Below are 14,130 nucleotides of genomic sequence, written 5' to 3'. Positions count from 1 at the left end.
CATGGACAAACCGATCAGCAACCTCTATCGCGGCCTGGATTTCCTTCGTGCGCTGATCCGTGCCCGCCTCGCCGGCGACCAGGCTGCGGACCTGGGCCTGGAGCTCTACGAGGACGGCTCGGAGCTGGCCAGGCTGATCGCCGAACGCACCCCGGTGTTCGCCGAGTACACGGTTCTCCTGCTAGCCCTCGCCCCCCATGTGCGACCGGCTCTGCTGGACGGCGAGATCCGCGCCGCGCTGGCCCGCGAGGGTGACTTTCCCGAAATCGGCGGCATCCGCGACCTCGACAGCCGCACCTTCCTGCCCACCGGTGAGACCGCTGCTTTCCTACTGGCGGGCGACGATCTCGATGTGCGCTTCCAGGTACAAGAACTGTTCTCCCCCGAGCACTGGTTCGCCCGGGAGGGCCTGCTACGCCTGGAGGAGCCCAAGGACGGCGCGCCGATCCTTTCCGGGCGCATCGTCATGGCACGCGACTGGGTAGAGCGCTTCACCCTCGGTTCGTCGCAGGCGCCCGCCTTCGGCGCCAGCTTCCCCGCACGGCGCATCACCACGGCGCTCGACTGGGATGACCTGGTCCTTGAACCCGCGGTGCACCAGCGCATCGCCGAGCTGGAAAACTGGGTCCGCCACGGTCGCACCCTGATGCAGGACTGGGGCATGGCAGGGCGTCTGCGCCGAGGCTATCGCGCGCTGTTCCATGGCCCGCCGGGCACCGGCAAGACCCTGACGGCCAGCCTGCTGGGCAAGGCAACCGGGCGGGACGTCTACCGCGTCGATCTGTCCGCGGTGGTCTCCAAATACATAGGCGAGACGGAAAAGAACCTGGCGACGCTATTCGACCAGGCATGCCACCGCGACTGGATCCTGTTCTTCGATGAGGCCGATGCCCTGTTCGGCAAGCGCACCAGCGTCAAGGATGCCCATGACCGCTACGCCAACCAGGAGATCAGCTACCTCCTGCAAAGGGTGGAGGATTTCGACGGCCTGGTGATCCTGGCGTCCAATTTCCACGCGAACATCGATGATGCGTTCCAGCGGCGCTTCAATGCCATCATCCGCTTCCCGTTCCCCAGCGAGGCGGAACGCCGGGAGATCTGGACTCGTACCCTCCCGGAGCAGGATGGCCGTGAACGCCTGGCGAGCCTCCTCGCCCGCTTCGAGTTGTCCGGCGGCAACATCGTCAATGTGGTCCAGTTCGCCGCTATCGAGGCGATCGCGGCAGGTCGCCTCTCTATCCAGCTGGGTGATGCGGTGACAGGTGTGCAGCGTGAGCTGGAGAAGGAAGGCAAGGTCTTTCGCAATCTCGTCGAGCAAACCTCGGAGTGACAGCGGCGATGAGTGCGGAGCGAGCCCTGGTCCTTACTCTTTCTTGAGTTCGACCTGCTCCCGATGCTCCGCCACCGATACCGACCAGCCCAGCTCTACGCTTATCCGCCGTCGCAAGACATCCGCCGCCATGGGTTCGCCGTGCACCACGTAGGTGTGCTTGGGCGGGACCTTGAAACCCCGTAGCCACTGCATGATTTCGTCCGCGTCAGCGTGGGCGGACAAGTTTTCCATCTGCGCGACCTCTGCGCGAATCGGCACTTCCTGGCCATGTATGCGCACGGTCTCGGCACCGCTGACGATCAGCGAGCCCCGCGTACCGCAGGCCTGGAAGCCGGAGAACAGCAGGGTATTACGAGGATTCGGCGCCAGGGTCTTGAGGTGGTGGAGCACCCGCCCGCCGGTCGCCATTCCGCTCGCGGCAATGATCACCGCGGGTTTGCGCAGGTCATCGAGTTCCTTCGATTCTTCCACCGACCGCACGATATGGGCCACGGTGCAGGTTCCCTCGCACTCTGCCGCCGTCAACCGATGCTCGCTCCGGAATCGGTGGTAAAGGGAGGTGGCATCGGTCGCCATGGGGCTGTTGAGAAAGATCGGCAGATCGGGGATGAGCTTCTGCTCCTTGAGACGGTACAGGTAATACATCAGCAGCTGCGCACGCCCCACCGCAAAGGCAGGCACCAGCGTGATGCCCTGGCGCAGGGCGGTTCGGTTGATCACCTCCGCCAGTTGCGTCTCGACGGACTCCGGCGGGTGCTTGCGGTCGCCATAGGTCGACTCGACGAGCAGGTAATCGGCCTGGTCGATGGCTTCAGGTGCCGGCATGATCGGGTCCTGCAACCGTCCCAGATCACCGGAACACACCAGCTTGACGCCGCCGACCTCCAGCTCGACGGTCGCCGCCCCCAGGATGTGTCCGGCAGAGCGCAGCAAGAGGCGCATTCCGGGCATGATGTCCTGCGGGTGGTGCAGTTCTACTGGATGAAACAGCTTGAGTGCATTCTCGGCATCGGCCTCGGTATAGAGCGGCTTCGCTGGATGGTGTTTGGAATAGCCCCGCCGGTTGGCGTAATCGGCTTCCTCCTCCTGGAGCCTGCCGCTGTCCAGCAGCAGGATACGAGCCAGCTCGCAGGTTGCCGGCGTGGCATAGACGGGACCTCGATAACCTTCCCGCACCAGCACTGGCAGGTAGCCGCTGTGGTCGAGGTGGGCATGGGTCAGTACCACGGCGTCCAGGTCTTCGATCGGCACTGGAAAATGGTCCCAGTTGCGCAGGCGCAATTGCTTGTAGCCCTGGAACAACCCGCAATCGATCAGCACACGTCTATGCTCGTCTTCGACGAGGTATTTGCTGCCAGTCACTGTGCCGGCAGCACCCAGGAATGTCAGTCGCATCGAGATTTCTCCAGCCGGGCCACGGCCCCAAAATCGTTTGATCCTGATCAATGGGTTTAGCAGCCCTGCGGACTAACGTGGTGTTATCGACACCAGATCTCCGATATCAGCCGGGGCTCCAATGAACGAACATGACCAACAGCTGTTGGTAAAGGCATTGGAAGCCGCGGCGAACGCCGTACTGATCACCGACCGCACCGGCCGCATCGTCTGGGCCAATGCGGCCCTCTGCCGCTTGAGTGGCTACATGCGCCACGAACTTTTAGGGCAGACACCCCACCTTCTCCATTCTGGCCACCAGAACCTGGCCTTTTACCAGGACCTCTGGCAAACCATCCTTGCCGGCCAGGTCTGGCAGGGCCAGTTGATCGAGCGGAACAAGGACGGCAGCTGCTACACGGTCAGCCAGGTCATCACGCCGCTGTTCGATGACACCGGTTGCATCAGTCACTTTGTCGCTATCCAGCACAGCCTGACCATGGCGGATCAGGAGCGTGCCCAGATGCGCAAGCTGGCCTACCACGACGGGCTGACAGGGCTGGCCAACCGTGTGCTGTTCCTCGATCTGGTTCGCCAGGCCATTAACCATGCCGAGAGGCAAGGCTCGATCCTGGGCCTGATGTTCCTCGACCTCGACCAGTTCAAGCGGGTCAATGACCGGTTCAGCCATGCGATTGGCGACCAGCTGCTGGTGGCCGTGGCCGAACGCCTGGGGCGCTCCGTGCGCAAGACCGATGTCGTGGCGCGACTCAGTGGCGATGAGTTCGCGATTCTCGTCACCAACCTCGAGCGGGCCGAGGTGCTCGAGTCGATGGCGCATCTGCTGATTGCCAGTGTCGAACAGCCCTTCATGCTGGACGAGCAACTGGTGCAAACCCATATCAGCATCGGCATCAGCCTCTATCCGCGAAACGGGCACACGGCGGAGGCGCTGCTCGATCGGGCGGATGCCGCCATGTACAGGGCCAAGGCTGCTGGGGGCAGCGCTTACAGGTTCAGCGCACAGGAATGATCCCGGCTCTGGCGGGGACATTACCGCTGCGTTGACTCGACAATCATCAGGCCCCGCAACCCCGACCTCAGGGCAGGAAGTTGTTGTGCTTCTCCTTATGGCGCCTCAAGAGTTGCCGGCAACCCGGGCCACTCACGCCCCTGCCCTTGTGATGTACGGAGGGGGAGTCCGAACCGCCGCGAGCCTGGAACCAGGGAGTAAACATCCACGTTCCTAGAACTCGGTGCAGGCTGGAAAATCGTAGCCCGGATGAAATCCGGGAGCAGCGGTGGGATTTTTCCCGGATTTCATCCGGGATACTGACTGGACTGTAGGGTGCGCTGCGCGCACCGATTCCGGGATCGGCTTCGGCACCATGTCAAACCGCCGGTGCGCACGGCGCACCCTACCCCATCGTAGCCTGGGTATTCGAATCGTCGCAGGCAGAGCCGCTGACTCATGACCACGTCCTCAGGGCGTGGTTTCCCAAGTTCAAATGAAATGGCAGCTACCGTTAACGGTGATACGTGATCCGACGGAACACACGCTCCGTTGTCATCGATGCGACCTAGACTTGAATTTCAAACTGACCAGAGGTGACCTCGCTCATGGCTGCAAACGAGCGTGGCAAGCGCCCTCCCTCCTCCTTGAAAACTCACATTCAGTGCCGCGACTGTACCTTGAGTCGTTTCTGTCTGCCCGACAGTATGAACGATGAGGAAATCTCGCAACTGGAAAACATAATCAGGCGCAATCGCCCACTGCAGAAGCATGATTATCTGTTCAGGGCGGGCGAGCCAATGCAGTACGTGTATGCGCTGCGTTCAGGGGCGATGAAGGGTTACCTGCTGGACAATGACGGTACCGAGCGGATTATCGGATTCCACCTGCCAGGTGAGCTGATCGGCCTGGATGGCGTCGGCTACGAGCAGTATCCGAGCTATGCCGAAGCGCTGGAGACCTCCATGGTCTGCGCGATCCCGATCCATCAGCTGGAGGAACTGGCCGGAATGATACCGAGCCTCAGGAAGCAGCTCCTCCGGATCATGAGCCAGGAAATCCAGGCGGACCAACAGCAACTCAGTCACAGGCGTGAAAGTGCGGAGCAACTCCTGGCATCGTTCCTGCTCAATCTGTCCCAGCGATACGGCAGGCGCGGCCTTTCCCCGGTCAATTTCCTTCTGCCAATGAGCCGCAGTGAAATTGGAAACTACCTGGGCTTGACCACCGAGACCGTCAGCCGGCTGTTCACTCGCTATCGCGATCAGAACCTGATCGACAGTTCCGGCCGGGAACTTCGCATACTCGACCCGCAAGCCTTGTGTCGCCTGGGCGGTATGTCCGCCTGAATGGCGGCTGCACTCTGCTCCCACCCGCCTTTGGCCATGGGAGATCGTGACATCGGCATTTCCCCAAGGCTGCTGTTCGCCCCTTTCAACAGAGCTCGCCACTGAAGGTCGGCGGATGCGCGTTACCGATGCCTAGCAGTTGCCGGTAACGGTCGTAGCGGTAGGTCGGTCCCTCGGTGCAGACGTAGCTGGACCCCAGGTAACAGTGCCCGCACAGGCCAACGCCGCACGCCATGTTGCGCTCGACGGACAGCCAGATGCGGCTGGGCAGCACGCCGTGTTTCAGGCACAGGTCGGCCACGGCTTGCATGAAGGCTTCTGGTCCGCAGCAGAACACCGCGTCCGGGCGCTGCGCTTCCAGTCGAACCTTGAGATGCTGCAAGAGATTGCCGTGACACTGGGCGGGAGATTCGTCATCGCAGGTTTCAAGGACGTCCATGCTGTCTTTCCAGCGGTCGCACTCCTTGTCGAGGATCCGGCTCTGGCGATGGCGGTATCCGTAAAGCACTGATACGTAGCTGCCAAGGCGCGCCGGGCTCGCCTCCTCCAGTACTCCGGCCAGAGCTGCCAACCCGCACCCACCTGCCACCACCAGCAGGCGTTGGTGGCTGAGCAGCAACGGCCACCCCCTGCCGAAGGGGCCGCGGTAGCCCAGGCGTGCCCCCACGCTCTGCTCGAACAAGGCAGCGGACAGGCTGCCCACCCGGCGAATCAGGGCGTCGAAGTGCCCGTCCTGGTCGGGCAGGCTCACGTAGCTGAAAGGAGCCTCACCGTATCCCGGCACACTGAGCATGAAGAACTGGCCAGGAATGACCTCGAGGTCTTGCCGGAGCGGTCGTTCGATGAGGAAACTGAAATGCCGCGCGTTCTCGCCGTCTTCGTAATGGCTGAGCAGCTGCATCGGTCGTGGCGTGAGGATATTCATGGCTGCCCCAACCTGCGCATGACACCCATCAGCCCCATGCCGTCGGGACATTGGCGATCGCAGCGGCCACAACCGACGCAACCATAGCCGCCCATGCGGGCGCGAAAGGATTCGCCCAGCTTGTGGGTCCAGAAGCGCTGCACGCGCTGCCCCGGGCTCACCTGGAAATTGCGCCCGCCAGCCTCGTGCTGGAAATCTTCGACGAGGCATGAATCCCACACACGCATGCGCTGCATGGAGGCGTCCGCTGCAGGCACGTCGAGCCCGGAGAAGCACGAACAGGTCGGGCAGACACTGGTGCATCCGGTGCAGCCTAGACAGCGCTGGCCCAGCTCTTCCCAGGTGCCCCGCTCGACCCAGCCCGCGTTGATGGCCGCGATGCCTTCGATGATGGCGTCGGTTTCGCCCTGCTCGTGCATCACCTGATCACAGCGGACTTGCCGTTCGAGGGGCCAATGGCTGTCCACGGGTTCCAGTTCAAGACCGGACAGCGCACCCTCGCCAGCGGCCGAAGTGACCAACAGATAGCGAGCGGTACAGCCAGGCCGGGATACCAGGACCAGATCGGCGGTATCAGACTGCGCCCGGGGGCCGCATCCGAACAGGCTGCAAGCGCCATGGCGGCAACTGTGCATGCATTCGAACCCCACCAGCAGCGTCGCCACGCGACGCGCCTGGTAGTGAGGGTCGGCAGAGAAGAAACGGTCCTGGTAGGCCACAGCCTGGAGATCGCAGGCCGGCAGGCCGAACAGCACCTGGGGTGTGACCGCCGGGAGCTCCGAATAGAAGCATCCACCTTCGAAGCGGAACAACAGCTCCCGTAGGGGGAAGAAGAAGGCCTTGGCCGAACAGGCGGGCGGGTCGGCCGGGGGCGCGAAAGGTCGGGGATCGTACGCGCCGACCTGTTGCCAGGCATAGTTGCCGTTGGTGTCCGGCCGCAGTTCGAAGACCCGGCGCTGCCTGGCCAGGTGGTCGCGTAGCAATTCGGGCCGTTCGAGGCTATAGGCACGCATGGGAACCTGCCCGGTAGCCGGAGTGACCTTCCACTCGCATTGTGCCTGCCGAGTGCCGACCAGAGGTGTTCGCGTCGTTGCGCATGACCTGCCCTCGACCAACCCCATTGGCCTCAGGCTAGGCGGCCGGCCTCCGGCCCGGTTTGATCAACATCAAGAAAATCGGAAGAAGGCCACGAGCAGGTCCGGCCGTTCATGCGCGGCAGGCACCACAGGCGATTCGGCCTATATTCCAGACAGATGACGAGGCCCCTGCCTCGCCTGCAGCAGGCCAGGAGATGCCATGCCGTCGGATTCTCAAGTCACCCGAGAGCGCATCAGCTTCGAAACCGCGGCACAACATGCCACAGGCCGCGTTCCGGTATTCCCGCCCGAACGACAGGTCGGTGAAGCCCGAGCGACCCTGATGCGCCAGCATTACGAATGCGCGAGCCACATCGTGGTCTGCAGCGATCAGCGCTTCCTCGGTATGGTCAGGATCGAGGACCTCTTTGGCGCACCATCGGACATCACCCTGGATGCCCTGATGGATCGCGACGCCCCCATAGTGGCGCCGGGGGCAGATCAGGAGATTGCCGCCTGGCGTGCCGTTCGCCATCGGGAAGCGGCGCTCGCCGTCGTTGACGGCGACGGGCGATTGATCGGCGTGATCCCACCGCATCGCCTGCTGGCGGTGCTGCTCAGCGAACACGAGGAGGATCTCACCCGCCTTGGTGGGTTCATCAAGGGTACCGAGGCTGCACGCGCGTCCAGCGAGGAGCCGGTCAAGCGACGTTTTCGTCATCGCATCCCGTGGTTGCTGGTGGGGCTCGCGGGATCCCTGCTGGCAGCGAACTTCGTTGGCCGTTTCGAGGCACAGTTGCAGGAGCGGGTCATGCTGGCGTTCTTCCTTCCGGGGATCGTCTATCTGGCGGATGCTGTCGGCACCCAGACCGAAACCGTCGTGGTCCGTGGCCTCTCCGTGGGCATCGGCATGCGCACTATGCTCGGCCGCGAGCTGATGGTGGGCCTGGCCATCGGGCTCGCTCTGGCGCTGGTTGCCGGCCCGGCGGTATGGCTGCTTTGGAGCGAGGCGGACATGGCCCTCTGCGTCGGCCTCGCGGTATTCGCCGCCTGCGGAACCGCCACCCTGGCGGCCATGGCGCTGCCCTGGCTGCTCAGCACCCTGTCAATGGATCCGGCGTTCGGCAGCGGCCCGCTGGCGACCGTTGTCCAGGACCTGCTGTCGATCCTGATCTACCTCGGCATCGCGACCGTCCTGATATGAATTCGTCACCTTGCTCCCTGCCTTGCCGCAAGAGCATTGCGCCACCGGAACTCAACTCGTTCCATGCTGCCCAGCGCCCCAGGCACGCTGCAGCAGGTCTATCACCTCCTGATCCGTGGTCTGGAAGAAATCCACGTACCAGCGGCCAATCGCGACGAACCAATCAGGGACGAAGGGACAGACCACTTCATCCACCTCTCTGCGCAGCTCGGCCACCGTGTCGTCCGGTGCGACAGGTACGGCAACGACAATGCGCGCCGCCCCCTGGCTTCTCGCCGCCCGCACCGCCGCCCGCATGGTGGCGCCGGTAGCCAGTCCGTCATCCACCAGAATCACCTGCTGTCCACGCAAGTCCGGCAAGGGGTGCTTTGCGCGATAGACCCGCTCTCGACGTTGCAGCTCCAGTAGCTCTCGCTGCGCCACCGCATTCAGCGTGGCCTCATCGATGCCATGCATCTTCACCACGTCACGATTGACAACCAGTACACCACCACTGGCGATGGCCCCCATGGCGAGCTCCTCGTGGGATGGAAGGCCCAGCTTGCGAACCAGCATCAGGTCCAGCCGTATCTCGAGGGCCATGGCGATCTCGTAGGCCACCGGAACGCCACCTCGCGGCAAGGCCAGAACGATGGCCTCAGGGCGTTGACGGTAGGCAAGCAGCATCGGTACCAGGGCCCGACCTGCGGCGGCGCGGTCGGGTATCGGGATTTGTATTGCATCGGTGTGCGTCATCAGGGAGTCCTCGCATCCCCCGCGATCAGCTTGGCAGGGCCGGCCTGAACCCAATCGCAGCCCGGCTTGCCCTGGCACGGGCGGCGGTCAAGGCTCCAGGCACCATCGCCGGCCGCGACCAGGTACCGAAATATGAAACAGAACCAAGTGTAGTCGCCCAGGGAAGGCAACCGCGCTCGGAATGCCTCCATGTTAGGCGCCGCCTGAGGGGCCGTACACAGGGATACACAACGGGCATAGGTAGACACATCCGGGACAAGCTGCCTCGTCAGCATGGGCACATGAGCCGCGGCGGCATCCCGCCAGCCGCGCCAGGTCAAAGGAGCCCGCCCCATGAGCCGCCCTGCCGTCGCCGTCTTGCAAAACGCCTTTGCCCAACTCGACCGCCTGGGCGCCTGGAGTGCCGATGTTCCCCTGCGGCTATTCCTCGCCTGGGAGTTCTACGAGTCGGGGCTGGAAAAATGGAACGGCCAGAACTGGTTCGTCGATATACAGTCCGCCTTTCCCTTCCCCTTCGACCTGCTCCCGCCTGAGCTGAGCTGGCAGCTGTCGATGTGGGTCGAGCTGATCGCACCGTTGCTCCTGCTGCTGGGGCTCGGCACCCGCTTCGCCACCCTGGCGCTGATGGTGCTGACAGTCGTCGCCATCGCCGCCGTGCACTGGCCGGCGCACTGGTCGAGCCTGTCGGAACTGGCCATGGGCTACTCCATCAGCGACAAGGGCTACGGCAACTACAAGCTGCCGCTGATCTACCTTGTGGCCGCCCTGCCCCTGCTGTTCAAGGGTGCCGGACGCCTCAGCCTCGATGCCTTGTTGTTGCGTAACAGGGTGCACCTCAAAGGCTGAAAGACTTGGCGACGTAAAACCATTGCGACGGTCTGCCTGGCCCTCGCAGGAACAAGGCCCGGTTCCTCATCAGGCGCTGGTCGTCCCGATGCTTCAGCGCTGCCGGGTTGTCCTGCGCGCCTACGATAGTTGCACGACGCATAAGATTGAGACCGTCGAAGATCTTCTGGTGCTCCTCAGGCTATGGCGTTGTGAGGGGCACTGTTTGAACCCGAACGGAGACAGCCATGTCACAACTATTCAGCTTCAGCCGGCGCCGATTTCTGGCCGCTTCACTTGAGCTGGAAAAGCGGCTGGCAGCGATCCCCGTGATCGCCGTGCCGACTATTACCCTTCAGGGCGACGCCGACGGTGCACCGCGACCGGACCCCAGCGTCTATGCGAGGAAGTTCCCGGGAAAATATTCGCACCGGTCTGTCGAGGGCGGCATCGGACACAATCTGCCGCAGGAGGCTCCACAAGCATTTGCGCAGGCCGTACTGGACGTCGACAAGTTCTGATCCGAGCCCGATAAGGGGGGCATGGCGAGTCCTCGAATCAGGCTGACAATTCGTAGCCCGGATGCAATCCGGGAGCGGCGCTCGGACTTTCCACGGATTTCATCCGGGCGACTGACTGCACTTGCCCCACCGTAGGGTGCGCCATGCGCACCGATCGCGGGATCAGCCCCTGCGCCGCGCTCGACCCTTGGTGCGCGCGGCGCACCCTACCTGGTCAGCTCCGGTCCTGCCGGGCTACGACGTAGGGTGGAAATCGCTTTTCATTTCCACCATTCGGGTCCCGGCCAGGCACCGATGGTGGACCGGTGAAGCGTGGTCCACCCTACATCGCTCCGTGCCCGGCCCGACGATCACTCGGAGGGAATGTCGAAAGCCACCTCGATATTGCCCCGCGTGGCCTTGGAGTACGGGCAGAGCTGGTGCGCCTCCTCGACCAGGCGGACCTTATCGTCGGCGGCAACTCCCGGCAATTCGACGGTCAGCCTGGCTGCCAGGGCGAAGCCACCGTCAGCGGTGTTACCCAGGGAGATCTCGGCAGCCACCGCCAGATCCTCCGGCACGCGGATCGACAGGGCTTGGCCGGCGCGCCGCAGGGCACCGATGAAGCAGGCCGACCAGCCCACACCCAGCAGCTGTTCCGGGTTTGTCCCGGGCCGCCCCGAGCCAGGCGGGCTCAGGCGCACATTCAGTCCGCCGTCGGCGGATTTGCCCTGGCCATCACGGCCGCCGGTGGTCCGTGTCTGGGCGGTATAGAGTTTTTTTTCCAGTACTGCGGTCATCAGTGAGTCTCCTCAGGGAGGGGAAATGCGCCGGCGCAAGCCGGCATTGGGGGCGAGCGTCAAACGCGGGTGCCGAGCACCACGCCCTGCGCGCGCAGGTTTTCCAGCAGGGCCAGGCCTTGCGGCAGGATGGCCGCGCCATCCACACCGATTGCCTCGGCAAGTCCTTCCAGGTGCTGCCGGCCGGAACAACGCCGCTCCTGGATCGAAACGAGCAGCGCATGGGCCAGGGGGGCCAGGCGCGAGAAATGCACATTCTTGTCCGCACCACGCCGGGCCAGCACCAGGGTCGGCTGCTCGGGGGCTTGGCGCGGCAGGTAGTCGGGGCCGATTTCACTCACTGGCCACTGGTAGGCCAACGGCCAGGCCAGATCTGACAGCACGGGAACTCCGTCCAGCAGATCGCCCTTGGGCTCATGGGCCGGCTCGCGCTCCTCGCTCAGCAGCAGCGCCGCCTCCACCCACTCGTAATGGGCCAGCTCCGCCAGCCAGGGCGGCAGGTCCGGGCCAGCGCCCCCACCCGCTTCGAGAAAGGCGACGAATTCCCCGGAAATCTCGGTGAACAGGGGCGTCTGGCAGCGGTAGTCGGCGTAGAAGGACTGGATCAGGGCCTGCCAGTTCTTCGGCCCGAGGCTGGCACGGATCACCGGGAAGCCACCCGAAAGCAACGACTCCAGATTGCCGAAGAACAGCTGCCGGTACACCGCCAGGCGCCGCGCCTCGATACCGGGTGGCGGCGCGTTGTGCTGCGGGTCCCGCACATAGCGGGCCATGCTCATCAACTGGTCATGCAGTACGTCATGCACGGCGCACCTCCGGCCAGTGCAGGGCCGCCTGCTGCCGCACACGAATCTGCTCGACCTCGGCCAGCAATTCCGCCAGGGGCGGGAAGTTGAAGTCGCGCTCCAGCAGGGTCGGCAGCGCACCGAAGCGCTGGTAGGCCTGTTCCAGCAAGGACCAGACATCACGCTTCACTCTTGCGCCGTGGGTATCGATCTTCAGGTCCGGCGCTTCGTCGTAATGGCCGGCCACATGCATATAGGCAACCCGCTCCAGCGGAAGCGCGGCCAGGTATTCGGCGGCGTCGTAACCGTGGTTGATCGAGTTGACGTAGAGGTTGTTGACGTCCAGCAGCAGGTCGCAGTCGGCCTCGTCCAGTACCGCGCGGAGAAAATCGATCTCCTGCAATGCCTGGTAGGGCGCGGCGTAGTAGGAAATGTTCTCCACGGCGATGCGACACTCCAGGGCGTCCTGGGTCTGGCGAATGCGCGCGGCGACATGGCGTACCGCTTCATCGGTGAAGGGCAGCGGCAGCAGGTCGTAGAGCTGGCCATCGTCCGAGCAATAGCTCAGGTGCTCGCTGAAGAACGCCACATTGTGACTGTCGAGGAATTCGCGGGTGCGTTGCAGCAGCTCGCGATCCAGCGGTGCCGGGCCGCCAAGGGACAGCGACAGGCCGTGACAGGCCAGCGGGAAGCGCTCGGCGAGACTGGCCAGGCCGTCGCCATGGCGGCCACCGACGTTGATCCAGTTGTCCGGCGTGCACTCCAGGAAATCCACGGCACCGGCATCCATCGCCAGCAACTCGGGCAGTAACGCACGACGCAAGCCCAGGCCTGCACCATGGGGGAAGGAATCGGTGGTCATCGGCATTCTCCAGGGGGGAACGGAGCCCTCCCCGACAGATTCACGGGGAGGGTGGAACAAGGGGCCGGATCAGCTCTTGGCCTTGCTCATCCTGGTGAACAGCTCGGTGGGTACTTTCTTGCCGTTGGACAGGTACTGGTTGCTACGGAACTTGTAGACCTCGCCCTCGGACAGGAAACCGTCCTTGTCGGTGTCCATGGCAATGAACTCCGCTTCGCCTTTCGGCGCCACGGTCAGCAGTTCCTTGCGGGAAACCAGGCCATCGTCATCGGTGTCGGTGCGGGCGAAGGACGCATCGCCACACTTGCCTTCACCGCACTTGCCTTCGGCCTGGGTGGCCTTGTCGCTGGCTTCGGCGGCACCGCACTTGCCTTCGCCACATTTGCCTTCACCCGCCTTGTCGGCCGCGGCGAGCAGGTAGCCCTGGGGCAGCGCCTCCACGGCGAAGGCGGCGGACGAAGCGAGGTTCATGCCGCCAGCCAGGGCGGCAGCGATCAGGCCGATACGAGTCTTGTTCGAGATCTGCTTACGGGACATGGTGTTTCTCCGGATGCTGTGCGCGGCCGGGCCACGCGGGTCATGCCACAAGGGCGTTGGAACCCTGGAGCGAGGCGCCAGGGCCAACCTCGTTCGGGTTTGGCCATTTGGCCCTGACCATGTGTCCTGGACGTATCGGATAGCAGGCGTCTTTGTATGCCAGTTCCCCAACATGAGTTCCGGATACATCGAGATACTTCGGACCTCTGTGTCCGGCTGCAGAGGGAAAGGTCCTGGTCGGCCCCGGCTATGGGTACTGGCGGCAGAAGTACGGTGCGGTGAACAAGCCGACCTTGCATATCGAATGGCATTTCCGGGCGCTACCGGGAACGTCCGGACCCTTGCCGGAGTTTCGAATCGCCTGCAAAAACAAGAACGCCGGCCCTTGGGCCGGCGTTTTCATATCCCTTCGGGGAATCAGCGCTCGATGGCCAGGGCCACGCCCATGCCACCGCCGATGCACAGGGTCGCCAGACCCTTCTTCGCGTCGCGCTTGATCATTTCGTGCAACAGGGTCACCAGCACGCGGCAGCCGGAGGCGCCGATGGGGTGGCCGAGGGCGATGGCGCCGCCGTTGACGTTGACCTTGGCCATGTCCCAGCCCAGCTCCTTGCCCACCGACAGGGACTGGGCGGCGAAGGCTTCGTTGGCCTCGATCAGGTCCAGTTCGTCCAGGCTCCAGCCGGCCTTCTCCAGGCAGCGGCGGGTAGCGCTCACCGGGCCGATGCCCATGATCGCCGGGTCGACGCCGGCATTGGCGTAGCCCTTGATCCGCGCCAGCACCGGCAGGCCCAGGGCCTCGGCCTTGGCGGC

General features: G+C 63.9%; 13 protein-coding genes and 2 pseudogenes. 6 read left to right on the top strand and 9 right to left on the bottom strand.

The features are described from left to right. Position 1: 1 nt before the first annotated feature. On the top strand, positions 2-1,330 hold the full coding sequence (locus ACFPU0_RS11450; protein ID WP_377693106.1) for an ATP-binding protein: 1,329 nt from the start codon (positions 2-4) through the stop codon (positions 1,328-1,330). Positions 1,331-1,363: 33 nt separating this feature from the next. Here ACFPU0_RS11450 and ACFPU0_RS11445 read toward each other — a convergent pair whose 3' ends face one another. Next, a complete protein-coding gene (locus ACFPU0_RS11445; protein WP_377693105.1) occupies positions 1,364-2,728 on the bottom strand; it encodes an MBL fold metallo-hydrolase RNA specificity domain-containing protein in 1,365 nt (454 codons plus the stop codon). A 121-nt stretch (positions 2,729-2,849) separates the two neighbouring features. Between ACFPU0_RS11445 and ACFPU0_RS11440 the strand changes: the two genes are divergently transcribed. Both ACFPU0_RS11440 and fnr read left to right on the top strand, forming a co-directional pair. After that, positions 2,850-3,740: a diguanylate cyclase domain-containing protein gene (locus tag ACFPU0_RS11440; RefSeq protein WP_377693104.1), complete on the top strand. Its 891-nt coding sequence runs from the start codon at positions 2,850-2,852 to the stop codon at positions 3,738-3,740. 587 nt (positions 3,741-4,327) lie between these two features. Further along, complete coding sequence (gene fnr / locus ACFPU0_RS11435; protein WP_377693103.1) at positions 4,328-5,068, top strand: fumarate/nitrate reduction transcriptional regulator Fnr; 741 nt, start codon at positions 4,328-4,330, stop codon at positions 5,066-5,068. 85 nt (positions 5,069-5,153) lie between these two features. Here the strand turns inward: fnr and ACFPU0_RS11430 are convergent, their stop codons facing one another. Both ACFPU0_RS11430 and ACFPU0_RS11425 read right to left on the bottom strand, forming a co-directional pair. After that, complete coding sequence (locus ACFPU0_RS11430; protein WP_377693102.1) at positions 5,154-5,993, bottom strand: FAD/NAD(P)-binding protein; 840 nt, start codon at positions 5,991-5,993, stop codon at positions 5,154-5,156. Next, the gene (locus tag ACFPU0_RS11425; protein WP_377693100.1) at positions 5,990-7,006 is read right to left on the bottom strand and encodes a 4Fe-4S dicluster domain-containing protein; all 1,017 of its coding nucleotides are present in this window, start codon (positions 7,004-7,006) and stop codon (positions 5,990-5,992) included. Before ACFPU0_RS11425 ends, ACFPU0_RS11430 begins: the two co-directional genes overlap by 4 nt. 283 nt (positions 7,007-7,289) lie before the next feature. On the opposite strand from ACFPU0_RS11425, the gene ACFPU0_RS11420 reads away from it, so the two are divergent. Beyond that, positions 7,290-8,273 carry a magnesium transporter gene (locus ACFPU0_RS11420; protein ID WP_377693099.1) on the top strand — a complete coding sequence of 328 codons (984 nt, stop codon included), beginning with the start codon at positions 7,290-7,292 and terminating at the stop codon, positions 8,271-8,273. Between the two features lie 51 nt (positions 8,274-8,324). Here ACFPU0_RS11420 and ACFPU0_RS11415 read toward each other — a convergent pair whose 3' ends face one another. Beyond that, positions 8,325-9,008, bottom strand: a complete 684-nt coding sequence (locus ACFPU0_RS11415; protein ID WP_377693098.1) for a phosphoribosyltransferase — start codon at positions 9,006-9,008, stop codon at positions 8,325-8,327. Between the two features lie 333 nt (positions 9,009-9,341). Here ACFPU0_RS11415 and ACFPU0_RS11410 point away from each other — a divergent pair, with 333 nt between their 5' ends. Both ACFPU0_RS11410 and ACFPU0_RS11405 read left to right on the top strand, forming a co-directional pair. Then, a complete protein-coding gene (locus ACFPU0_RS11410) occupies positions 9,342-9,854 on the top strand; it encodes a DoxX family protein (protein ID WP_377693097.1) in 513 nt (170 codons plus the stop codon). A gap of 281 nt (positions 9,855-10,135) precedes the next feature. Further along, positions 10,136-10,354 (top strand): annotated as a pseudogene (locus ACFPU0_RS11405) (alpha/beta fold hydrolase); the annotation flags it as partial. 350 nt (positions 10,355-10,704) lie between these two features. Here the strand turns inward: ACFPU0_RS11405 and ACFPU0_RS11400 are convergent. The 5 genes and pseudogenes from ACFPU0_RS11400 to ACFPU0_RS11380 form a co-directional block, all read right to left on the bottom strand. Then, the gene (locus ACFPU0_RS11400; RefSeq protein ID WP_377693096.1) at positions 10,705-11,133 is read right to left on the bottom strand and encodes an organic hydroperoxide resistance protein; all 429 of its coding nucleotides are present in this window, start codon (positions 11,131-11,133) and stop codon (positions 10,705-10,707) included. 59 nt (positions 11,134-11,192) lie between these two features. Then, positions 11,193-11,939, bottom strand: coding sequence for a DNA-binding domain-containing protein (locus tag ACFPU0_RS11395; protein WP_377693095.1), 747 nt, complete (start codon positions 11,937-11,939; stop codon positions 11,193-11,195). Then, positions 11,932-12,780: a DUF692 domain-containing protein gene (locus tag ACFPU0_RS11390; RefSeq protein WP_377693093.1), complete on the bottom strand. Its 849-nt coding sequence runs from the start codon at positions 12,778-12,780 to the stop codon at positions 11,932-11,934. Before ACFPU0_RS11390 ends, ACFPU0_RS11395 begins: the two co-directional genes overlap by 8 nt. A gap of 69 nt (positions 12,781-12,849) precedes the next feature. Beyond that, positions 12,850-13,317 carry a hypothetical protein gene (locus ACFPU0_RS11385; protein ID WP_377693091.1) on the bottom strand — a complete coding sequence of 156 codons (468 nt, stop codon included), beginning with the start codon at positions 13,315-13,317 and terminating at the stop codon, positions 12,850-12,852. A gap of 417 nt (positions 13,318-13,734) precedes the next feature. After that, positions 13,735-14,130 (bottom strand): annotated as a pseudogene (locus ACFPU0_RS11380) (acetyl-CoA C-acetyltransferase); the annotation flags it as partial.

Origin of the sequence: Pseudomonas sp. GCM10022186 (assembly GCF_042656385.1) — a bacterium.
GTDB lineage: Bacteria > Pseudomonadota > Gammaproteobacteria > Pseudomonadales > Pseudomonadaceae > Metapseudomonas.
Note: the sequence above shows the minus strand (reverse complement) of the source record. Positions and strands in the feature narration are given on the sequence as shown.